At 40.1% G+C, this 21,734-nt stretch carries 19 protein-coding genes; 11 read left to right on the top strand and 8 right to left on the bottom strand.

Features of this window, described 5'->3' with window-relative positions; all coding sequences use genetic code 11:
- Positions 1-69: 69 nt before the first annotated feature.
- The 3 genes from AC0IWT_RS10290 to AC0IWT_RS10300 all read right to left on the bottom strand — a co-directional run bounded on the left by AC0IWT_RS10290 (position 70) and on the right by AC0IWT_RS10300 (position 3,543).
- A complete protein-coding gene (locus AC0IWT_RS10290) occupies positions 70-1,392 on the bottom strand; it encodes an outer membrane beta-barrel family protein (RefSeq protein ID WP_471797125.1) in 1,323 nt (440 codons plus the stop codon).
- Positions 1,393-1,410: 18 nt separating this feature from the next.
- On the bottom strand, positions 1,411-2,238 hold the full coding sequence (locus tag AC0IWT_RS10295; RefSeq protein ID WP_471797126.1) for a hypothetical protein: 828 nt from the start codon (positions 2,236-2,238) through the stop codon (positions 1,411-1,413).
- 93 nt (positions 2,239-2,331) lie between these two features.
- Positions 2,332-3,543: a helix-turn-helix domain-containing protein gene (locus AC0IWT_RS10300; RefSeq protein WP_471797127.1), complete on the bottom strand. Its 1,212-nt coding sequence runs from the start codon at positions 3,541-3,543 to the stop codon at positions 2,332-2,334.
- 459 nt (positions 3,544-4,002) lie between these two features.
- Between AC0IWT_RS10300 and AC0IWT_RS10305 the strand changes: the two genes are divergently transcribed.
- From AC0IWT_RS10305 to AC0IWT_RS10320, 4 genes are all read left to right on the top strand, one after another.
- The gene (locus AC0IWT_RS10305; protein ID WP_471797128.1) at positions 4,003-4,389 is read left to right on the top strand and encodes a hypothetical protein; all 387 of its coding nucleotides are present in this window, start codon (positions 4,003-4,005) and stop codon (positions 4,387-4,389) included.
- A 114-nt stretch (positions 4,390-4,503) separates the two neighbouring features.
- Positions 4,504-4,806, top strand: a complete 303-nt coding sequence (locus AC0IWT_RS10310) for a hypothetical protein (RefSeq protein ID WP_471797129.1) — start codon at positions 4,504-4,506, stop codon at positions 4,804-4,806.
- A gap of 53 nt (positions 4,807-4,859) precedes the next feature.
- Positions 4,860-6,437 (top strand): ArnT family glycosyltransferase, encoded by a 1,578-nt coding sequence (locus tag AC0IWT_RS10315; RefSeq protein ID WP_471797130.1) that lies wholly within the window; start codon positions 4,860-4,862, stop codon positions 6,435-6,437.
- Positions 6,438-6,470: 33 nt separating this feature from the next.
- A complete protein-coding gene (locus tag AC0IWT_RS10320; protein ID WP_471797131.1) occupies positions 6,471-7,106 on the top strand; it encodes an alpha-ketoglutarate-dependent dioxygenase AlkB in 636 nt (211 codons plus the stop codon).
- Positions 7,107-7,130: 24 nt separating this feature from the next.
- On the opposite strand, the gene AC0IWT_RS10325 is transcribed toward AC0IWT_RS10320, so the two are convergent.
- Entirely contained in the window at positions 7,131-8,531 is a 1,401-nt protein-coding gene (locus tag AC0IWT_RS10325; RefSeq protein WP_471797132.1) for an alpha-L-fucosidase, read from the bottom strand.
- A 186-nt stretch (positions 8,532-8,717) separates the two neighbouring features.
- Between AC0IWT_RS10325 and AC0IWT_RS10330 the strand changes: the two genes are divergently transcribed.
- The 4 genes from AC0IWT_RS10330 to AC0IWT_RS10345 all read left to right on the top strand — a co-directional run bounded on the left by AC0IWT_RS10330 (position 8,718) and on the right by AC0IWT_RS10345 (position 13,024).
- On the top strand, positions 8,718-10,166 hold the full coding sequence (locus AC0IWT_RS10330) for a sensor histidine kinase (RefSeq protein ID WP_471797133.1): 1,449 nt from the start codon (positions 8,718-8,720) through the stop codon (positions 10,164-10,166).
- A 2-nt stretch (positions 10,167-10,168) separates the two neighbouring features.
- Entirely contained in the window at positions 10,169-10,873 is a 705-nt protein-coding gene (locus AC0IWT_RS10335; RefSeq protein WP_471797134.1) for a response regulator transcription factor, read from the top strand.
- A 355-nt stretch (positions 10,874-11,228) separates the two neighbouring features.
- Complete coding sequence (locus AC0IWT_RS10340) at positions 11,229-12,473, top strand: arsenic transporter (RefSeq protein WP_471797135.1); 1,245 nt, start codon at positions 11,229-11,231, stop codon at positions 12,471-12,473.
- A gap of 170 nt (positions 12,474-12,643) precedes the next feature.
- Positions 12,644-13,024, top strand: coding sequence for a LytR/AlgR family response regulator transcription factor (locus AC0IWT_RS10345; RefSeq protein ID WP_471797136.1), 381 nt, complete (start codon positions 12,644-12,646; stop codon positions 13,022-13,024).
- 136 nt (positions 13,025-13,160) lie between these two features.
- Here the strand turns inward: AC0IWT_RS10345 and AC0IWT_RS10350 are convergent, their stop codons facing one another.
- The gene (locus AC0IWT_RS10350) at positions 13,161-14,039 is read right to left on the bottom strand and encodes a manganese catalase family protein (RefSeq protein WP_471797137.1); all 879 of its coding nucleotides are present in this window, start codon (positions 14,037-14,039) and stop codon (positions 13,161-13,163) included.
- Positions 14,040-14,354: 315 nt separating this feature from the next.
- Between AC0IWT_RS10350 and AC0IWT_RS10355 the strand changes: the two genes are divergently transcribed.
- Both AC0IWT_RS10355 and AC0IWT_RS10360 read left to right on the top strand, forming a co-directional pair.
- Positions 14,355-15,839, top strand: a complete 1,485-nt coding sequence (locus tag AC0IWT_RS10355; protein WP_471797138.1) for a gluconokinase — start codon at positions 14,355-14,357, stop codon at positions 15,837-15,839.
- A gap of 3 nt (positions 15,840-15,842) precedes the next feature.
- Complete coding sequence (locus AC0IWT_RS10360) at positions 15,843-17,129, top strand: gluconate:H+ symporter (protein ID WP_471797139.1); 1,287 nt, start codon at positions 15,843-15,845, stop codon at positions 17,127-17,129.
- 286 nt (positions 17,130-17,415) lie between these two features.
- On the opposite strand, the gene AC0IWT_RS10365 is transcribed toward AC0IWT_RS10360, so the two are convergent.
- Positions 17,416-18,618 carry a GAF domain-containing sensor histidine kinase gene (locus AC0IWT_RS10365; protein ID WP_056871674.1) on the bottom strand — a complete coding sequence of 401 codons (1,203 nt, stop codon included), beginning with the start codon at positions 18,616-18,618 and terminating at the stop codon, positions 17,416-17,418.
- Positions 18,619-19,201: 583 nt separating this feature from the next.
- On the opposite strand from AC0IWT_RS10365, the gene AC0IWT_RS10370 reads away from it, so the two are divergent.
- Entirely contained in the window at positions 19,202-20,416 is a 1,215-nt protein-coding gene (locus AC0IWT_RS10370) for a glycosyltransferase family 87 protein (RefSeq protein ID WP_471797140.1), read from the top strand.
- On the opposite strand, the gene AC0IWT_RS10375 is transcribed toward AC0IWT_RS10370, so the two are convergent.
- Positions 20,413-20,958 carry an HD domain-containing protein gene (locus AC0IWT_RS10375; RefSeq protein ID WP_471797141.1) on the bottom strand — a complete coding sequence of 182 codons (546 nt, stop codon included), beginning with the start codon at positions 20,956-20,958 and terminating at the stop codon, positions 20,413-20,415. The two genes, AC0IWT_RS10370 and AC0IWT_RS10375, sit on opposite strands and share 4 nt — an antisense overlap.
- A gap of 9 nt (positions 20,959-20,967) precedes the next feature.
- The gene (locus tag AC0IWT_RS10380; RefSeq protein ID WP_471797142.1) at positions 20,968-21,648 is read right to left on the bottom strand and encodes an arylesterase; all 681 of its coding nucleotides are present in this window, start codon (positions 21,646-21,648) and stop codon (positions 20,968-20,970) included.
- Positions 21,649-21,734: the final 86 nt, after the last annotated feature.

Raw genomic sequence — 21,734 nt, forward strand, 5'->3', positions numbered from 1 at the left:
CCTTTGGCCAATCTAATCCAAATTAAGATTGGCCAAAGCATTTAGCGATACAAACAGAACGATAAGGTGCTAACCTCGCGATTTAATCCTTCCCTGCTCTTCAGTTTTCTCTTTGCCACTCAAAGCTTTAACTTTTTTGTTTCCAAAATTATAGTTTAAGCCAACATACAAGCCGCGACTTTCCCACTTCCTGGAATTGCGCTGACTTACATTGCCAATTACTGCGTTTTGGGTCCATTTTTGGGTATCGAAGATGTCTCGCATGGCGAGGCTGCAGTTAATCCTTTCTTTAAATAAAGGTTTTTTAAGCGTAAAATCTACGCTGTAAATTGGTTTCGTTTCATAAATAGATGAGCGACTTGCGTAATTGAACCAGGCGCTAAGACCTGCTTTCCAGCCTTTACCGAGTTCGACCGTGTTGCTCAAATAACTGTTGAAACCAACCCCGCCCTGGTTAATTGTAGTTAAACCGGGGTAGCGAGACAAATCTGCCTTATAAAACTGATAATATGGTTCAGCAGAAAAGTAACCGCTCCAGGCTCTAAAAAGTTTAAAAGGTGTAGATAAACTCATATTCAAAAAGCTTCTGCGACCGGCATTTACGGGCAGTTCTAAAGTTTGATCGCCTTGCTGGATTCTTATCACATCTATAAGATCTGCTGTCGTGCTATAGCTCAGTTTGAGCTGGCGCTGCCCGTTAAAAGTATAATCGAGTTCTACACTTTGCGTAAACTGAGGCAAAAGAAGCGGGTTTCCCCTCGAAGCATAATAAAAATCGGTACGATAGAGATATGGGTTTTGATCCTGAAAAGATGGCCGGCCAAGGCGCCTGTTATAGGTAAGGCCGATACTGTTATTTTCATTTATCTGATACCTAAAAAAGAAGGTTGGAAAAAGGTTGAGGTAAGACGTATCTGGCTTGGCGGTCCTGTTTCCCAACTCATCTATCGAAAGTCCGTTCATGTTGGTATATTCCCCCCGGAGGCCAGCCTGAACATTAATTTTACCAAAAGTTCTTTCGAGTGAAAGGTAGGCCGCCATTATTTTTTCAGCATAGTTGAAATCATTCTTTTGAAAGATTTGTGAATTATCAGTAGCCGTTTGAACGCCCTGCAACAGGTTGGCAGTTTCACTAGAAGAAAATTTGACTCCGGATTCTAAATTTGCTTTACCCAGCTTTTGAGTATAATCTGCTTTGATGGAAATAAGATCTATTTTGTTGTCGGTATTATTTTGAGATTTTGAACTTCGTTTGGTAACCGCAAAAACATTATCTACATGGTTACCAAGAATTGCGGTGTAATGCAGCCAATCGGCCTCTAGTACTAGCTTTTCATCTTTTTTGCCCGTGAACTGGTAATTAAGGTTGGCGCCGAAACGATTTTCAGTCATATTTGCCAGTGCAGTAGTTTAAAGCACATCAGCATCGCTACCAGACACAATCGTTTTTGCAGTTGAAGGAAAGTCATCCCATGTTCTCTGGTAAGAAAGAATGGTACCAAGTTTGCTTTTTTTGTTTAATTCAACCTCCATTCCCGAGCGCAACATGGTGTTGCTGTAACCCTGACGTTCCGTTCCAGATTGGTTTAACACTTTGTCAGCAAGTATGCGATCGCTCGTAACTTCGGTAAACTGAAGACTATTGTCGAGGTTGCCATTAAAAAAAGCGCTGACTGCTTTCGTTTTTAGATTCAAAGTAGCGGCATCATTCTGTTTGTAGTGTTGCATTTGCTGGTACCCGGCCAAAAGGTTTCCGCTCAAGCCATTGGCATCTGATTTTTTGAAAACAAGGTTGATAATCCCTGCGTTGCCTGCAGCGTCATATTTTGCTGAAGGATTGGAAATTACTTCTATGGTTTTCAGTGTAGCCGCAGATGTACCTTTCAGCAAAGTTGCGAGTTGCTGCGCATTAAGCATCTGCATCCGCCCGTCTAGCATTACCTGAATACTTGCTTTGCCACTGATCTTTACATTGTCCTGCCCATCTACAGTTAGGCCCGGGACCTGGCGCAAAATTTCGAGCGCATTTAGTCCGGCAGCAGCAACCATCGACTCTACATTTAGTAGTATTTTTCCTGTTTTAATCTGAACGATTGGCACAGTGCTTTTTATCTGCACATCATTTAGTTTGTAGGTTTTCGTCGTGTCTATTTTTCTATCGACCGTTGCGTTTTCAGTTTGTGCAAGTGCGACAAAGTTGATAATCAGAAGTAGAAATAAAATTGATAGGAGTTTCATATATCGGTTTTTTCTTCAAAACTCCGAATTATGGTAATGCCCATCGCCTCACATTATAATTTGAGACAACAACTATAGGTATCAGATTATAATTTAGGCCTTATAGGCAGGCTCGAGGTAATCTTTTGGTGTTTTACCGGTAAATTTTTTAAAACTCCTGTTAAAGGTTGCTTTCGAATTAAAGCCCGCATCGAAGGCAATTGCAAGCAATGTCTGGTTTTTAAAAGCCGGCATTGCCAGTCTGTTGATCACCGCATTAACCCGATATTGATTTATATAGTCGTTAAAATTAAGTTCAAATTGCTGGTTTACAACCCTGCTGAGCAGCACCTGATTTGTTCCAAGTTTTTTTGCTACCTCACTCAAAGTAAGGTCAGCCCTTTCGAAAAGAAATTCCTTTTCCATCAGTTCTAAAAGTTCTTTCCCGAGTGTAATCATTTTTTCGTCTGATTTTACCGGCATGCCCGAATTGCTGTTTTCCTCGATGGTTTCAGCTGGCGAAAGTATTTTTGGCTCATCGAAACCGGAAAGCAGCGCTGGGTAAAACTGCAGTTTATGCAAAGGAAGGTGTACTGCATGGAAGGCATTTATGGCGATGTAATAGACAACAAGCGCAAATCCGAGATAATAATACCAGGGGCCGAAATACCGCATCCGCTCAAAAAATTCGAAATTTGAAAGTATCGTTCTGATGATTGGCAAAACACTCAATAAAGCAAAAGCGTAAAGAAAGTTTCGTAACCATTTTAAACTTGCCTGATCGGCGAAAGATGTTGCAATTGCAGTGTAGCGCTTATATTGGTTATAGTACCTGATTGCCAGAAAAAGATAAATTAACACGCTAACCATCGATAGCATGGTATACCATTCTGCAAAATCAGCATCTTCATATTCATTCGTAAAATGATATCCTTTGTAAAAAATGAGATCTGCGAGGCTTGTAGCTACGCTAATGAACAGATAAAGAAATCCGGGCAAAAAGTGTAACCAGTTAGCACCTTTAATGCGGAAGCTATAATTGAATATCGACCGCGTATAAAAATACAAAAGCGGACCAATAAACAGACTGTGAACGAAGGGAATAAAGAACAGGATATCGCGATAAGGCTGATTATCGTACCAGCCTGCGAAACCGACCATAAATGGCACGATGAGCAATGCAGCAATAAGCAGGAACCAGCCCAGCAATTTGTCGGCATAATTATCCTGACTGAAACTTCTCTTAAAGCAGAGAAAAGCGTACACCAAAATATGAAAAAAGAAAATTAAAAGTAGCGAGCTTTGCAGGCCGAATTGGAAAAGCATAGGCGGAATTTAGCAAAAAGTATTTCTAATTTAGGCGTATAAATTGGTGATAGCAAGGCCGTAGATCAATATCTTAAATTTATATTGAGCGAACTGATAGGATTTTTTGGTTGGGATTTCATTGAGCGATGGCAAAGTTAGGAAATATAGAAAACCACGCAAAGCGACAAGGCAATATCTGATTTAACCTGATGGGTTTAGAAGGGAGCAATGAAGCAGCCGTTGATGAAATTTCCATGATGATTGATATGGCCAAAAAAGGTTAAAACGAATATCAATTTGTAAATCGCATTTAGTTTCTGTTTTACGGCAAGCTAAAGGAGATTTGCCTTTTCACGACACTTCTTTCGCGCTCCATCAAAGAAAATTTAATGGACAAATCTCCCCTAATTATTTACAAAACGTTTACCGTTTAATTTCGAAATTACATTTGCTTCTCTGTATTTTAATAAAAAAAACATGAAAGCATTTGCATTAACAGTTAGCCTGTTTCTATTTGGAATTTCGGGCTTTGCTCAAATTTACAAACCCATTGTTAGCACCAATAAAACCTATCGGGAAACGCTTAAAGGCGTTAGTTATACTTACAAAGATGGTGTTGTAACGTTAAAGAACAACGGGAAATTTGATTTAGGAACAGTGAGTATTATCGCAGAATCAAAGTCTGACCCCTCTCTTTTTGGCATCGCCTTGTTTGAAGATGGCGTATTTAGGAATAAAGTTTATAAAACGAGTGTATACTTTACATCTTCTTCGAAAAAAAACGATGATGAAGTTCCGCTGAAGGGAATTGACCAGGCCAATTTAATTTTCTCTTTCGATAAGGCAACCCGGGCCATGCCGTAATTTTCCCCTACCATACGGAGGTTTTGTACGCGATTGAAATGGCAGATTAATCTTTTAACAGCATTGGCAAAACACAATCTTTGGAAAAGTGTTGTCTTTATAAATAAAACTACCATGCAACCATTCAATGTAAAAATTGGCGAAGGCGATTTATGTCAATCGTATACAGTACTGCCCGAAAAGGATTATTATTCGATAATGTTTAATGATAAGATAATTTGTGCTATTGAAGAAAAAGATGGAAACTGGGTCGAGATTCCGCTTGCAAACGTTCATAGTCACGACCTTGAAATAAAATCTAGCGGTGTTCACCAGCAGGGCGCTGCTTTAGAAGTTCCAATCGAAGAGATTGGAAGGGAAATCTCGCTTGTTTTGGCGGGCCTTCCAGAATCATCGCAGGATGAAACTTGCAGTTAAAATTTTTAGTTTTATTCGAATTCCATTATCGATATGAAAGAAAAGGGCATTGAATGCTGATAAAGTCTCGAAAGATTAAGGATCGCGTCAACCCGGATTATGGCGTACATCTTTTAATCCTTTTTTTTGGAATTCTTAAATTCAGTTTGCACCTCATTACTATAAATGGCTATGGTTTGCATGCTGATGAATTATACTACATCGAATTAAGCCGTCGATTTGAATGGGGTTACCTGGATATTTCGCCTTTTGTAACCTGGATGGCCAGATGTGCTTCAATTTTTGGAGAATCGACCCTGGCGTGGCGCTTACTACCAATTCTGTTTTCTTCTTTCACCGTAATGCTTACGGGATATTTAGCCCGAATATTAGGCGGCGGGAAATTAGCGATTGCCATTTCATGTTCGGCAATTATTTGCTCACCAGCCGTACTTGCCACCTCCTACCTGCTTCAACCGGCGGTTTTTGACCAGTTTTTCTGGGTGCTGTTAACATTCGCACTTATTGCTTTTCAAAAAGAAAGGCAAAGAAGGTATTTATATCTAGCCTCCCTGGCTTTCTCTTTTGGGATGCTTAATAAATACACCATTCTTTTTTACGCACTTTCGCTGGTGCTCGGTTATTTAATCTTTTATCGAAAAACATTCCGCTTTAGTGAACTGAAACTTTGGGCAGGTCCGTGGATGCTTTCTGTTGCCGTGCTTTTCCCTAACATGCTTTGGCAATGGCAGCATGGCTTTCCAATTTTTCATTATTCTGGCGTTGTAGCCAGCGGGGCATTACAGGTTGATGTAGGAGATTACCTTTTCCAATTATTTTTTTTCCACGGCGCAAGCGTAGCCGTGTGGACTGCAGGCTTATTTTTCATCATTTTTCAGAAAGAGAATCAACAAAGTCAAAGGGTATGGTCATTTTCCTTTCTGCTGATAATTGCTTCCCTCCTTTTGCTCAAAGGAAAACTGTACTACGGACTTGGAATTTTTCCGCTTTGTTTCGCATATGGTGGCTATTGCTGGGAAATGATATTCAATAAAAGCAACCGAACCTTCAAAGTGTTGTTTTTCATTGTTGTTTACCTATTCGGTATCCTCAGTCTACCTTTGGTAATTCCTTTATTTTCTTTGCCCGTATCGAAAATCTACATCACAAAAATGGTTAAGTTGACCAGCTTTTCGAGGCCCCTGCTTTGGGAAGATAACACCGTAGGAACGATACCCCAATTTTTTGCAGACATGACGGGCTGGGATACGGCGGCAGCGAAAGTGATGCAGATTGCAGAAAGCTACCCCGACAAAAAAATGATGGTTTTAACTGACGATTACGCCATAGCGGGAGGAATGAAGTACTTTGGCGGACCTGATATGCCTCAGGTCGTGTCGCCACAAAATAGCTTTTCGCTCCATTCTCCGGCTTCCTTAAAAGGAAAAAATATTATTTACTTCTCAAAAAAGAAGATTGAAAGAGCTGAACTATTAGCGGAAAACGTGAAGTTTGTTGAGGCGCTCGAGATAGAAAATTCGCATTTAAACGGCATCCACATTTATATACTTTTTAATGCGAGTCCACATTTACAAAAGATTTATCGCTCCGAAAGAGAAGCTTTTTACCCGCAAGCCAGACATGCTTTTTAACAACAATCCGACAAATATTTTGTTGTTAAAAGCATGGAAACAGCAGTACCCGGTTTATATATATACCCGAATTTTATCGATGAAGAGTTGGAAGAAAAGTTGATGGCTGAGATTGACAGCCAGACTTGGATGGTTGATTATTTGCGTCGGCTGCAATATTACGGCTTTAGAAACGAACTTGAAAAACCGTACGATCTGATTTCGATCCCTTTGTCGATTCCGCCACAGATTGCTAAGTTGGCAGCGCAGATAACTGATAAAAACATTCTTATCCAACGTCCTGACCAGGTAATTATTAACGAATATTTACCGGGCGAAGGCATCAAGCCACACAAGGACAGAAATTATTACGAGAATCAGATTTGTGGCGTAAATTTGGGAAGTGGCTGCGTGATGCGGTTTATTAAGGCAAAAAATATCGAAGTAGTGGATATAGAAATTCCCAGGCGATCGTTGTACATAATGCAGGATGAGGCCCGTGCGAAGTGGAGTCACGGAATTCCGCCACGAAAAAAAGATAATATTAACGGAGCACTTCATCATCGCGACCGAAGGGTTTCCATCACTTACCGCAAAGTAAAACCTTCGAAGGTAAAAAGCATCAACCCTGAAGGACGTGTTGCCGCAATTTTGCAGGAGAAATTCCAGATACCGCCAGGAGATATTTAGCTACCAGCCAGATTTTAAATGTCTCTACCTCCGTTCATTGTAAACGCCAAATTCTGCAAGTTCAGGAGGGCGGCTAAACTTTGAAAAGGTAATTTTAATTTTTTCGCACCAGATTCTATCAAACCGAAAGATACTCACTTTCCGTTCGCCGGTTTGCTCTGCATTAATAGGATTCCACTTTCCGTTGGCAAAATAGCTAAGGGTATATTCACATGGATTTTTCGATGTGATTACCGCCATGTTGCATGCCTCTGCCCGCTCGAAGGTTATTTCATACCAAGGCGCTTTTACCGTAGGGTTAGATGACCAGCTCGAGCGAAAACTATCGTCGTTTGCAAAATCCATAATGTTCATATCATCGCTCCAGCTTGCATCGCTTTTGGCATGCTTTGCTATATTACTGGAAATTATAGGCGCAGGATAGTTACCAAGTTTTGCAGACTTAGCTGGTGCTTTGTAAATTTTACCCATCTCCTGCAATGCAAGCAGGGCATTATCATCAATCAATCCATTTTTATTTGGCGCCACGTTAAGTATAAAGTTACAGTACGCACCATTGTATGGCACTACAAACTTGTTAATTAGTTCTGCAGCGTTTTTAACGGGCGTAGTTGGAAAGGAAGTTTTCCAGAACCAGTTAGCCTGAAGTGGAAGGCATGCGAGGGCCGGCAATTTGTTGCTTTCCTTGGAAATAAATTGGCCGGCGCCTTGTTCATAAGATTTAATATCAGTGTAAAACAGCGCCTCAGTTGGATATTTTGCTGCATTAAGATCCATCACCAGGCAATTAGGCTGCAGCGATTTTATAAGTCTGTAAATATCTTCGAAAGGAACATCATCATAAGAAATTCTAGACCAAGGGGCATCCCATCCATCTATAACAAGTGCGGTGATTTCCCCGTAATTTGTAAGCAATTCCGTTATCTGATCCTTAATCAATTTAATGTGTGCCGCCGTTATCTGGTTCGGTCGAATGCCATTATGGGTATCCAAGATGGAATAGTAAAGCATAACTTTAAGGCCGTTTTTGCGAAAGGCATCTGCGTATTCCTTAACAACATCCCGCTTTAAAGGCGTGTTCATTACATTGTAAGTGGTTGTTTTTGTGTCCCAGATTGGAAAGCCGCTATGGTGTTTAGTGGTTAGGCAACCATAAGTCATATTTGCAGATTTTGCTGCCTTTGCCCATTGGTCTGCATCAAGCTTTGGAGAATCAAAAAGCGAAAGTGACGCGTTAGGATCAGACCAATCCTGATCCATAAAGGTTGGCATCCCGTAATGAATAAACATACCAAACCCGAGATCAACAAATTTCTGCTGCAATTCGCGAAGCGGTTTGGGCGATGCATTTTGCTGTGCATTTGAAGAAAAAATTGTGAATCCTAAAAGGAAAAAAAATGCAGTTATACTTTTTTTAATCGTCATATCTCTGGATGTTTATTATTTTTTTGACAACCGCGATGCATTTAGGTTTTAACGGCGTCCTCGGTACTCAAAATTCAAAGTTACGAAGCGAATGCAGGCAATTTATGTAATGAATGTTTAACAGATGTTTAACAGAACCTTAACGACGGACGCTTAATAAAAAAAATCCGTTACATTTATTGGCTAATGAAAGTGCGTGTTTATAAATGGGTCGTTTTAATCAGTTTTCTGATTCTTATTTTGGTTCAACTCGAACTTACCTACAACACGTATGTTTTGCGAGACAGAGAATACAGGCTTAAGGAAAAACAGCTTATTAAGGATGCGTACGGAAAAAGCATCGCCGATGATAAGGTTTATCAAGGTGGGGGCAAAATCCTCGATTCTATTTTGTCTGAAAAAATGCCTTTGCTAAAAAGAACCTACCTTGAAAATCCGAAAAAATTTAAAGGAACTGCGCAATTGGTTAGCAGCGCAATCTTTACTGAGCTAAAAAAAAGGAGCACGATGGATAGCGTATTTCAGTCGATAATTAAGCGCAACCAGCTCGACCCAAGTCTCAAATACCTGCTCACATTCGAATCTATTGAGGTAAACTTCAACAACCGGGCGGATAACATTTATGTGTATAAAGGTTCCTCTGGGAAACAGGTTCAGAATACCAATGCCGGCAATTACGGTTTTATAATCGATGGTACGCTTGCATCGCCCAGTGAACTGAACATGGTTACCAGCCTCGCCGTTAACGGGACTTTGCTTTACGATTACCGCGTTACGTTCGATCTTTTCGTTGACTCGCCCAATCGCCCGCTAAAGGTTTTCTATAATATGCTGCCAACCTTTTTACTTGTTGGACTTTGCATCATTATTATGTTTGCAATTAATTACTATACCTTTAAAAACTGGATGCGGCAGAAAAAAGAGGCAGAAGTAAAGTCAGATTTTTTAAACAGTATAAAACACGAACTCAACACGCCCATTGCCACCATTCTTATTGCCAGCAAAAGCCTCGATGAGGAAGATGTTATAACGGACAAAAACCGGGTAAGAAACCTGGCTCAGATTGTTGAACGGCAAGCCAGGCGCCTACATGCCCATATTAACCAGATGCTCGAAATTTCGGAAATCAGAAAGCACATCAGCCTGCAGGAAACTGACCTGAATTACGCGATACTTACATTTGTAAGCGATTACCGAATAAAACTTCAATCTTCTGATGACTTAATTTTTGACCCACATGAATCAGAAAATCTGGTGATGCTCGACAATTTTGCGTTTACAGCAATGGTTCAGAATATCGTTGATAATGCTTTTAAACATAACGTTAGTGTAAACAAAATAGTCAAAATTTCTATCAGCGAAGGCCCAAACAGCTTCTTTCTAAACATTAACGATAATGGCAACGGGATGAATAAAAAACTTGAAAAGAAGATTTTCGACAAGTTCTTTCGAGCCCAAACAGATACGTCGGTACCTGGACTGGGTCTTGGACTTTACTATGTGAGGCAATGTATCGACCTTCATGGGTGGAGCATAAAGCTAGAAACAGAAGTCGGCAAGGGTACGGAATTCATTATCCGAATTCCCGGAATCAGTTTTCAGGACAGATTAGAAAAGGGTACTAAAAACGACTAAATATGGGTTACGATATCGTCATAATCGAAGATGAGGCTGACCTCGGAAATGTGATTACGGAGTATTTAAAGTTACGCGGCTTCAGTGTGCTTTGGTTCGATACACCGGCGGCTGCTATCGAATATTACAAGGCAAGCCCAGCCAATAATAAACTTTTTATTGTAGATGTTCAGCTCCCTGGAATGAACGGATTTGAACTCGCCGCCGAGATAATTAAAATAAATGCGAATCAGCCTTTCTTTTTCCTTACTGCACACAACGAGAAACAAGACCGGATAAGAGGGCTGAAATTAGGCGCCATCGATTATATTTCCAAACCATTTGAAATTGAAGAACTGGTGCTTAGGATTGGTAACGTCATCAGCAAATTCTCAGAGCTGCCTGCCAAAACTGCTCACACGGAACGTTCATTTATAGAAATTGCCGACATGCGCTACCATCCCGATCAGCTTTACCTCATCATGCCGGATAATCGTGAAGTATCGCTTACCGTGCGTGAAGCCGAAGTTTTGGAGCACCTGGCACGAAATATTAATTCGCTCGTTAAGAAAAAAGATATCCTTTTCGCGTTGTGGGGAAATGACGACTATTTCAACGGAAAAAGCCTCGAAGTTTTTATATCCAGACTCAGAAGGCTTTTTAAATCTTCAAATGAAGTTAGTATTGAAAATGTTTATGGAATGGGCTACATTCTGCGGGTGAGGTAAATGACGTAAAGCAAACACCGTTTTCATTAATCTAAGTTTGCTTAAAATGCCTTCTCCTTAAAATCCTAAGCAAGGCTGGATAGTCATTAGAACTTTTTTGTTTGCGCTCAATATTTAGTATTAAAAAAAATTTATATACACTTGCATGCGCAATTAATTGATAACTTCTGGCGGTATGGGCGTATTGCTTTTATGGTTTCTGCATGCGCTCTGCAATTACCTAGTATTGTTTTTTAGCAAAACTGATGTGATAAGTATTTCGCCTCAATGCCAAATTAAAAGCAGCTATCTTGCAAACTAAACCCTGCACAGATAAAGACGTTGATCCCTTTATAAACAAGTTGCAGGCGAACGCATGGATACAACATTAATAATACTTATCTCGATTCTGGCGATAGCGGGCGTAATTTTCAGACCCTTAAAAGTTTCCGAATACATTTGGGCATGTGCAGGTGCCGTACTTTTAGTTTTGCTGGGTTTATTGACAGTTTCCGGAGCCCTTTATGGTATATTGAAAGGCACCGATGTGTATTTCTTTCTTGTAGGCATGATGATGCTTGCTGAAGTTGCAAGAATTGAAGGACTGTTCGACTGGCTTGCTGCCAAAGCCACCAACCTCGCAAAGGGCTCGGCTATAAAATTGTTTTTCCTTATCTACCTCGTAGGCACAATTGTAACGGTATTCCTCTCTAACGATGCAACCGCAGTTGTACTTACCCCAGCGGTAATTGCGGCGATGAAAGCCGGGAAAGTCAAAAACCCGATGCCTTATCTTTTAATATGTGCCTTTATCGCCAATGCGGCATCATTTGTTTTACCAATTTTAAATCCTGCAAACCTGGTCATGTATGGGAAACATCTTCCTTCCCTACTCCAATGGATGTCCGGATTCTTGCTTCCTTCAATCGTTTCTATTATTGCAACCTTTGTTGTTTTGTTCCTTTTGCAACGTAAAGGATTAAAACAGCCGGTAGAAAGAGAAATCCCGGTTCCCAATTTATCACCTGGTGGAAAAACCGCACTTGCAGGCATTGTATTATCCGCAGTCATTTTACTCATTTGTTCTGCAAAAGATATTGCGCTTGGCATGCCAACGTTCGTTGCAGGTTTGATGGTGGTAACTGTTGTATTTTTTATTGCTGCAAGAAATCCGATTTATATTGCAAAGGGTATATCGTGGCAAGTTTTACCGCTGGTTGCAGGCTTGTTTGTAATTGTGGAGGCACTAAGCCAAACAGGTTTAACAGATTCTGCCGCACATTTACTTATGCAGCATGCCCGGCAAAGTTTGGTTGCTACAAGCTGGCAAAGTGGAATTTTAACAGCCTTTGCCTGCAATTTAATGAATAATCTTCCTGCGGGGCTCACCGCATCTAATGTAATCCTTGCTGCAAATCCACCAGAACTAATTAGAAGGGCAGTTCTAATCGGTATAGATCTCGGACCGAATCTTTCTCTTACTGGTTCTCTGGCTTCAATTCTGTGGCTGGTTGCTTTAAGGCGTGAAAATTATGTGATCAGCGGCTGGAGTTTCTTAAAAACGGGCATTTTTGTTATGACAATTCCACTTCTTCTGGTTATCGCATCGTTATTTATTTAAAGGGTAGAAGTTTGTTCACTTAAAAAAAAGTGTAAAGTCCGTAACGGCAACAATCCTTAAAAGCCTTAGGCGTTGATTTTAGCTTAATTTTCAACCCCTTATACCGTTATCCTGGCAAATCAGCACAATAGTTCTGAAAACTTTTGAACGAAGTTCATGTTGTATTCTTTATGAAAATTTCGGAAAGGAAATATACATGTGCTGTAATAGATGACGACTTCAGTTCGATAGGAATTTTGACTCAATACATATCAATGGTTCCAAAATTGAAATTGTACAAGAGTTTTCAAAATCCATTAACGGCAATAGAAGACCTCACAAAAGGCGGTGAAATAGATTTCCTTTTTTTGGATGTTAACATGCCTGTTTCGGGTTTTGACGTTGCAAAGTTATTGAGAGATAAGGTTAAGTATTTGGTTTTCGTTACCGGCCATCCCGAGCATGCATTGGCTGCTTTTGGCGCCGAAGCTGATAATTTCCTCGTAAAACCAGTGAGTTTTTCTAAATTCCTGAATGTATTGAATGCAGCCATTTCTTCCAAAGTTCTATAACTGTGGGTCGAATGTTTAAGGCCTATTATGCCCAAGCAAACAATAACAGATTTAACTGTTTAACAAAAAAAACCTTCCGCTGCTCGTGACCTAGTAGAAACCAGTATTTAGAACAACGAAAGGCTGAATTTAAATATTAAGGTAGAATAGTGTCTTCAATGTTTTCTAAAAGGCCTTTATCTTCCCCACTCATTTGCTGCGCCTGGGCATAACCTTTTACGTCGGGCATACCTAAATCGGGCGTTGGAGCACCAGGAACCGCCGGAACAACACGAAATTCGCCTTTACCATCAATTGATGAACCACTTGTCCACCTTCCGTCCTGAGTCTTTGACTGGTCGATATTTGTTGATACAAATGCATAGTCAAATTCCGGCACTTTTATCTCCGTAGGGAATGTATTGGGGATTGGCAAGTTTACACCAACGCCGCCTAAATCTTCCAACACCGCTAACCATTGATTTTGATGCATCGCATCTCTGGTAATTAAAAATGACAGCATATCTTTCATACCGGAGTCATCTGTTAGCTCATACAAACGCGTGGCCAATACCCTTCCGGTAGATTCTGCCATCACGTTAGCATACATATCTGCGGCAATGTTTCCACTTCCTACCACCCACGAACCGTTAAAAGGGACACCATTGCTATCCACTGCCATTGCGGTAAGTCCGGATGAGATAACCTGACGGGGATCCATTCCACCCAGAATATTACTTACAATTGGATTTTCGCCTGCCACTTTATCTTTCAACTCGTTTGTAGCACCATCAAGGTTTAAGGCTACCGCAGTGCAAAGCATTTCAATATGCGAGATTTCTTCTGTACCGGTATCAAGCAGCATATCGCGGTACTTCTTCGGACCCCGGCTTCCCCATGCCTGAAAAAGGTATTGTAAGCAGACTCTGATTTCACCCTCGATTCCGCCGATGGCTTGCTGTAATAGTTTTGCAAATGCAGGATTTGGTTTGTCTACCCGTACTTTGTACTGCAAACTGTTGTCATGATAAAACATAGATTTTAAATTAAATTAATGAATTGATTATTAACATCTTTTGTAGCTATCGAAATCCTCCAAAAACCTTAAACCGCCTGAATTTTAGTGACTAGTCAAACAAGGCGAACATTGCTGTATGGCGATGGAAAACATCAAGATGAGCTCTTTAAAAAACATTCCCAAAAAACCTAAAGTTTAAATCCCAAACCTTGATAAATACGGTATTGGGTGGAGAAAATACCTCATTTAGGTTGTAGTTATGCCCGCTTCTAATTCAACATTAAGCTTTACAGGTGCAGATAAAAAATGTAGATTGCAGTTTAAACCTTTTGTATGGAATATTTAATCGGTATTGATATTGGTACAGGTAGCACTAAAGCGGTGGCTTTAAATTTAAATTATGAACCTATTCAAACCAGTCAATTCTTTTATCCTACAACTTCATCATCTCCAGGTTATAGTGAGCAGGAACCAGCACTTATCTGGCAAGCATTTATTAACGCTATCAATCAGCTCGTGGCCGCACTTGGGCCGGATGTAAAAGCAATTGGTTTAAGTGCTGCAATGCACAGTCTGATTATGGTAGACAGTTCAGGTGGCGTGCTGGCGCCAATGATTACCTGGGCAGATAGCCGCAGTACGCAGGAAGCCAATAGCCTGAAGGAATCGGATTATGGTAACACAATTTACGAGGGAACCGGTACGCCAATACATCCAATGTCGCCACTTTGCAAATTGATATGGCTCAAACAGCATAACCAAAATTTATTTTATAAAACAGGCAAATTTATATCGATAAAAGAATACATCTGGTTCAGGTTATTCGGCACTTTCAAAATAGATTATTCCATTGCATCCGCTACAGGTTTATTCAATATTTTAAACACCCAGTGGGATATAAATGCCCTGCAAATAGCGGATATCGACCAGGAAAAATTGTCGCAACCTGTACCCACAAACTATACAGAGAACGTTTTACTAGCAGATGCCGCAGCAATGTTGCCGGGTTTAAAAACAACGTTTGTAATCGGTGCCAGCGATGGATGTTTGGCAAATCTTGGCAGTGAAGCAACGACAGAAGGTGTTGCAGCGATAACTATTGGCACAAGCGGCGCCGTAAGGATGGCGAGCAGCAAACCATTGATCAATCGCAAGGCGATGACTTTTAATTATATTCTGGATAATGAAATTTTCATTTGTGGCGGACCCGTAAACAACGGAGGAATTGCGCTAAAATGGCTGCTTGAGAATATTTTTGAAGAAAAAGCCCTGTCGGAAGCAGTTTACGATTCGCTTTTTCAATCTGTGGCTACCGTAACTGCAGGTTGCGAGGGCTTGATTTTTCTCCCTTACCTAACTGGCGAGCGTGCGCCGATTTGGGATAGCGAAGCTTGCGGAACTTTCTTTGGTTTAAATTTGAGGCATAAAAAGTCACATATGGCCAGAGCAGTTATTGAAGGTATTTGCTATGCATTATTTGATGTACTAATTGCGCTCGAAAGCAGTTCACATAAAGTCAGCCAAATTAATGTGAGCGGTGGATTCATCCATTCCAAAGTTTGGATGCAGATTTTGGCAGATATAACAGGGAAAAAGCTGGTTTTGATAATGCAGGAGGATGCATCGGCGGTGGGTGCTGCTTACCTGGCTGCAAAAACGATAAACCTGTCAAAAGATTATCCCGCTTTCGCAAATTTAACACCGGAAGTGATACTGCCAAACCGGGGAAATCAAATGATTTACGAGAAAAAATTCCTCATATTTAAGCAGGTATATGCAAATTTAAGTGAAACCATGCACCAGCATTTAAACTCCTAAAACATGTCATTAATAATCGTTCTTGGTGGCATTTTGCTGCTTTTTTTGATGATCATCAAAAAACTGAATCCAATGATTGCCTTACTGATTACTGCAATAATTACTGGCTTATTTCTGGGCATGCCTGCAGCAAAAGTAATGACCTCTGTAAGTGCCGGAATTGGCAATACGCTTGGAAGTATGGTTATGGTACTCGCATTGGGGGCTATGATGGGAAAACTTATTGAAGATAGTGGTTCAGCAAAGAAAATTGTTTTCGTACTAATTAAACTCTTTGGGCGCAGAAATATCCAGTGGGCGGTTTTGTTAACCGGACTTTTGGTAGGCATTCCCCTATTTTATAATGCAGGTTTTGTTGTATTGATACCTCTTGTATTTGCAATTGCTTCTGCCACTGGGCTTCCAAAGCTCTATGTCGGCATTCCAATGGCCGCAGCATTGTCGGTTACTCATGGCTTTCTGCCTCCGCATCCGGGACCAGTTGCACTCGCTGCAATTTTTCATGCTGATATTGGAAAAACTTTAATATACGGCCTATGCCTGAGCATTCCAATCGCGATTATTGCGGGCGTTTATTTTCCAAAATTGATTATTAAGCGAAATATCGGCATTGTTCAGGGTGATTTTTTTCTATCGGAAGTAGAAACGTTGCCGTCTGGCCTGAAAAGTTTTTTTACCGCATTGTTGCCAGTGGTACTAATTGTGGCCGGCACAATCGGAAGCGCCATCCAGGGAAATTATTATCTTAAACCGGTTCTAAGCTTTCTGGCCGATCCAACTGCGGCTTTGTTGCTCGCCGTAGTGATTACCGTTCTCTTTCAGCAATCTGGCATTTCCAAAGCAATGGAATCCTGCGTTGAGGGTGTAAAAAGTATTGCGATGATAATCCTCATTATAGCAGCCGGGGGCGCTTTTAAACAAATTTTAGTAGATAGTGGCGTGGGCGAAACCGTAAAAGTATTAACTGCAGACCTGAATTTGTCGCCACTTTTCCTGGCCTGGTTAATTACCGCGGCATTGCGGGTAACATTAGGCTCGGCTACCGTAGCGGCCTTAACCGCATCGGGCATTGTATTGCCATTGGTGGGCGTAAATGCCCCGCCCGAACTGATGGTACTTTCGGTTGGCGCAGGCAGCCTGATGCTATCGCATGTTAATGATACGGGTTTTTGGATGTTTAAAGAATACTTTAACCTTAGCCTGAAGGAAACATTTAAAACCTGGACAATGATGGAAAGTATCGTATCGGTATTAGGCCTTTTAGGCGTATTAGTTATAAATTCACTTTAACCAAAAGGTAAGATTTAGAAACAACGTTAAACAGCTTGCAGCTTATTTTTGCCTCTGCCATTGACTGAAAAGCAGGGCAGCTTTCAGATTTTCCGCCATAGATTTATCGAATGTTTTTATTTCATTCGAAGTGTTTTGTGGCTTTGAAGACTGGACAACCATATTTGGACGCTGATGCTGCATAGCCAAATATAATCATTTGAAATTCCGTTTTCTGTAGCATTTTGGATATAATTGTATGCTCACGCACACAAAAAAAAGCGAAAAAAGACTCGTAGTTTTTTGATTAAGAAAGCGGTATTGTTATCTCAAAATTTGTTCCCCAACCCTCTTCAGATGAAATTTCCATGGTTCCATTTAGCGCCTTGATATCTGCCATAACCATTGGCAACCCAAGTCCGTAACCTCGTTCACCAATAGTACCTTCAGAAGATTCGAGTTTTCCGTTCATGATTTTATCAATGGCTTCCTGAGATAATCCGTTACCGTTATCAGAAACATTAATTTTAAGGCTTTTACGTTTGTCAACAATTACTAAATCGAGTTTCACGGTAACCGTTCCATAATCAGAACTGAACTTAATTGCATTAGATACCAGATTGCCAGTAATTTGCAGCAATTTGTCTTTAGAGAAATTAACTTCTTTATGCTCGCCAATAACTTTAACCTTAAAGAATATATTTTTTGTTTTGGCTTGTGGCGTATAAAGCTTATCTAATTTATCTTTAAAAATTACCATATTGAAAACTTCGCCGATGATTTTCTTATCCTGAAGCAAAATTTCTTCAGTTAGATTCAGCACTTCATTATTGCTTTTGTCAATCATGAAGAGGTAATCCATTACATCAAACATTTTGTTCTGGTAACCTCGTTTTCTAATAATCTCAATAATGCCATTTATACCGGATAGCGGCCCACGAATGTCATGTGCTAATTTGCGTTGTTTTTTCTTAAGTTCATCAAAAGCTTGCCTGGTTTGCTGTAACGACTTTAATTTAATCATCTTATCTACCACTTCACTGGCCAGCAACTTAAGCAACTCAATCTTTTCAGCACTTAATTTTTTCGCATTAGCATCGAGCACACACAGGGCGCCGATGTTGTAGCCATCTTTCGTTTTTAATGGAATGCCTAAATAGTGTCGTAAGTTTAAAGGGCTGCCAACGTAAAAAAAATCTTTTGACCGCTCATCAAGCGACATATCACTAATCTCGAAATGGTCGTCGCCAGATATAGTATACTGGCAGATTGATTCCTCCCGCTTCATTTGGTCGATGTCCAAACCATGGTTGGAGACTGTCCACTGTGTAAACGAATCAATTAAGTTGACCAGCGAAATGTCGTTGCCAGAAATCTTCGCGGCTAAAGCCGTTAAGTTTTCAAATTCAGCTTGAAGCGCAGTATAGTCAGGGTCGAATGCTGCTAATGCTTTTAATCGCTCTACTTCGTTCGCCGGGATTGGACGAATGGGTTCAGTTGCTAATGCCATATGTTTGGTAAAATCAGAGCGCAATGCAATTTAGGATTTCCATCTCTGATTTAAAATAAATCCGGCAAAAATACACAGCAACTTTACATAAACAATTAATTCAAGAAAAATATAAGTGAAATTGTTGCGATGAGCATCAGTTCTTCTTTTAGTGGTGCCGAACGACATTGTAGTCAGAAAGCAAACTCAATTCGCTAAAAACCTGACTTAACTGGCTAAATTTGATAAAAGGCGCAGCTATGAAATGGCTTGCTTGAGTACCCCGCATTAATCCTCTGCACCATAAAATACTGAAATCCCAAATATTTAAGTCTTAACAACCATTAACCGGGGAATGCCTTTGCCATCTAAAATCTGCGCCTCATTTAGAAATACAAGTTAATTGATAAAATGTTTTCAGTTTAGACGGTTTCAATCTAAAGTCGATAGAAAGCGCTAAAATTTACATGATATTTTAACAAAAAAGTAAATTTATGTATTCCTGATGATACAACTTTACGAAGTGCGAAATCTAGAAATTTTCGTTTTGTCAATTTTGAAATGTTGAAACTTCATTCTATCATTGTGTAACACAATCATTACAATGAAGTCCCCATCCCATCCTAACCAACCTAATTCGTTATTATCAAAGCTTTACGAAGATAATCGTTTTGCACTCTCACTCTGGCTTGCAGTAACGCTATTCTTCGTGATAGACTCCTGGATAACGCAGCGACTTAACAATTACCTCATTTTTGAAAACACCTTTAGAAACTTGCTGCACCAGCAATCGTTTTACGCTTTGTATCCGGCCTTTCATGACGATGCAAACCATTACGGTCCAATTTTCAGCCTGATTGTAGCACCATTCGCGGCACTACCCAATTGGCTGGGTTTGCTTCTCTGGAACCTGTTCAATTGCGTATTTCTTTTCAAGGCTGTTCAAACACTGCCCGTAAGCCAAAAAGACCGTTTAATTTTTTGCTACATCGCAATACCCTGTTTAATCGAATCGATGCTAAATCAGCAATTTAATGCTGCTGCGGGCGCTTTAATAATACTAAACTATACTCAGCTTAACAAGGCAAAGGGATTCTGGTCTGCAATGTTTATGGTTTTAGGTGTATTTGTTAAATTGTACGGAATAGTTGGTATGGCCTTTTTCTTTTTTGTTAAGGATAAACCAAGATACATTTTGTATTCGCTGCTTTGGGCAATTGTGTTTTTTACTTTACCTATGTTGTTTTCCTCGCCGCTTTTTGTTACAGATTCCTATTTCGACTGGTTTATTTCCCTTACCCATAAAAATGCAACCAATGTTTCCGGTGAAGGAATAGACATGTCTATAATGGGTTTTTTCAGGGAACTGTTTCATTTGCCTGTCTTAACAAATTCCATATGCATTGCCATTGGTTCGATTCTTTTTACTATCCCGTTCCTGAACTACAAATGCTATAATAAAAAAAGGTTTCAGCTTCTGATGCTTTCGTCTGCCTTACTGTTTCCGATACTTTTTAGCACCGGCGCTGAAGATTGTACCTTTATAATCTCGATTGCAGGCGTTGGCATTTGGTATGTTTTGGAAAAAAACAAAGTTTTGAAGTACATACTATTGCCTATTTTATTGATAACAGCCTGCGATTTTCCACTCTTGTTTTTTCCCGAATTCTCAAAGAGCCACAGAATATTGCTTTCTATGCTTAGTTTTCCTTACTTTCTGGTTTGGATTAGAGTATTGTATAAAGCATTCATGTACAAAAAAATATTTAAACATGATGAAGAGGATGCACTGCTAAGGACAACTTTGCAAACGCTTTAAGCTTTCAAGTTTTTCAGACTGTTTACAATTAATTTAAGCGCCTTAGCTCTCAGTTGAGGATTTCCCTGATCGAGATTGAGCACCAGTATCTGCTTTCTTTTAAGGTATTTTTTCACGTTCTTTTTATCAAATGCTAACATCCATGCGATGTTGTCTATAAGGTCGGCATATTTTACGGTTTGGGCATCCGGACTGATTGTTAACAGGCGTCTCGCTTCGCGTTTTTTACGCTCTTTTTTACTAAACGCGGGGAAATCCCGCTTGCCATAAACATCTGTTAATTCGGTAACACATTTTCCAATGTGGTTGGCAACTGCATCATCATATCCTGATTTTTTAAGCGCATCAATAAGTTCTCTAAACGTTGTTTGTGTATCTTCAAGTAAATCATGACAAAGCCCGATCTCGAAACCAAACGCGGAAAAAATTTTACTGGTGTTTGCAACATTTAAAAGATGACTGAAGTAAGGCAAACCCGTTTGCTTTATTAGCTGCCCATTATGCTTTTGTGCAACCCATTCAGCTAGTTTTTCCTCAGACAAAACGGTCAATTACAGTAAAGGCTTTAAAACTGCCCAAACATTTTTTGCGAGAATTTTATCACCTTCTGCCGTTGGATGAATGCCATCAGGCTGGTTTAGCTTTGGGATTCCACCAACTTTTTCGAGCAAAAAAGGTATTAAACTCATATTATTTTTCCTGGCCAAATCCGGGAAGATATTTTTAAAATCAGAAGTGTATTTTTTACCCATGCTTGGTGGCATCTGCATGCCTGCCATCACCAGCTTCGCATCAGGATATTTTGCTTTAACCTTGTCTATTATTGCCTGCAAATTTTTTGTAGTTTCATCTGTCGGAACGCCCCTCAAACCGTCGTTAGAACCAAGTTCCAGCACAAACACATCAACTCTCTGTTTCAAAAGCCAATCTATTCTGCTTTTACCACCGGCTGAAGTTTCACCGCTAAGGCCAGCATTGATAACCTTGTAAGGCAACCTGAGGGAATCAATTTTATTTTGAACCAATGCAGGATAAGCTTCTGTTGGATCAAGCCCTAATCCCGCCGTTAAGCTTGTTCCAAAAAACAAAATATTTTTTGTCGCCTTTGCAGTTTCCTTTACAACGTTTTGAGCTGAGTGTTTACCTGCAGATTTCGCCTTATTGTCTGTATTCGAGCAGGCTTGTAATATTCCTGTCAAAACAATTAATGCCATTACACGTTTTCGTAACATATCTATTTAATGTATCTCTTAAAATCAAAAAGCCATTATCTTTAACCAAGCAGGCAGCATGAATGTTTCGATGTGCCTGTTTTAAA

The sequence above is a fragment of the Pedobacter sp. AC464 genome (genome assembly GCF_979253075.1).

Bases quoted from the DNA above. Each gene is read 5' to 3' on its own strand.
- AC0IWT_RS10370 (WP_471797140.1), top strand. From the start codon at position 19,202: ATGAAGTCCCCATCCCATCCTAACCAACCTAATTCGTTATTATCAAAG.
- AC0IWT_RS10305 (WP_471797128.1), top strand. From the start codon at position 4,003: ATGAAAGCATTTGCATTAACAGTTAGCCTGTTTCTATTTGGAATTTCG.
- AC0IWT_RS10340 (WP_471797135.1), top strand. From the start codon at position 11,229: ATGGATACAACATTAATAATACTTATCTCGATTCTGGCGATAGCGGGC.
- AC0IWT_RS10290 (WP_471797125.1), bottom strand. From the start codon at position 1,392: ATGACTGAAAATCGTTTCGGCGCCAACCTTAATTACCAGTTCACGGGC.
- AC0IWT_RS10350 (WP_471797137.1), bottom strand. From the start codon at position 14,039: ATGTTTTATCATGACAACAGTTTGCAGTACAAAGTACGGGTAGACAAA.
- AC0IWT_RS10295 (WP_471797126.1), bottom strand. From the start codon at position 2,238: ATGAAACTCCTATCAATTTTATTTCTACTTCTGATTATCAACTTTGTC.
- AC0IWT_RS10355 (WP_471797138.1), top strand. From the start codon at position 14,355: ATGGAATATTTAATCGGTATTGATATTGGTACAGGTAGCACTAAAGCG.
- AC0IWT_RS10380 (WP_471797142.1), bottom strand. From the start codon at position 21,648: ATGTTACGAAAACGTGTAATGGCATTAATTGTTTTGACAGGAATATTA.
- AC0IWT_RS10310 (WP_471797129.1), top strand. From the start codon at position 4,504: ATGCAACCATTCAATGTAAAAATTGGCGAAGGCGATTTATGTCAATCG.
- AC0IWT_RS10345 (WP_471797136.1), top strand. From the start codon at position 12,644: ATGAAAATTTCGGAAAGGAAATATACATGTGCTGTAATAGATGACGAC.
- AC0IWT_RS10365 (WP_056871674.1), bottom strand. From the start codon at position 18,618: ATGGCATTAGCAACTGAACCCATTCGTCCAATCCCGGCGAACGAAGTA.
- AC0IWT_RS10330 (WP_471797133.1), top strand. From the start codon at position 8,718: ATGAAAGTGCGTGTTTATAAATGGGTCGTTTTAATCAGTTTTCTGATT.
- AC0IWT_RS10315 (WP_471797130.1), top strand. From the start codon at position 4,860: ATGCTGATAAAGTCTCGAAAGATTAAGGATCGCGTCAACCCGGATTAT.
- AC0IWT_RS10300 (WP_471797127.1), bottom strand. From the start codon at position 3,543: ATGCTTTTCCAATTCGGCCTGCAAAGCTCGCTACTTTTAATTTTCTTT.
- AC0IWT_RS10325 (WP_471797132.1), bottom strand. From the start codon at position 8,531: ATGACGATTAAAAAAAGTATAACTGCATTTTTTTTCCTTTTAGGATTC.
- AC0IWT_RS10335 (WP_471797134.1), top strand. From the start codon at position 10,169: ATGGGTTACGATATCGTCATAATCGAAGATGAGGCTGACCTCGGAAAT.
- AC0IWT_RS10320 (WP_471797131.1), top strand. From the start codon at position 6,471: ATGGAAACAGCAGTACCCGGTTTATATATATACCCGAATTTTATCGAT.
- AC0IWT_RS10360 (WP_471797139.1), top strand. From the start codon at position 15,843: ATGTCATTAATAATCGTTCTTGGTGGCATTTTGCTGCTTTTTTTGATG.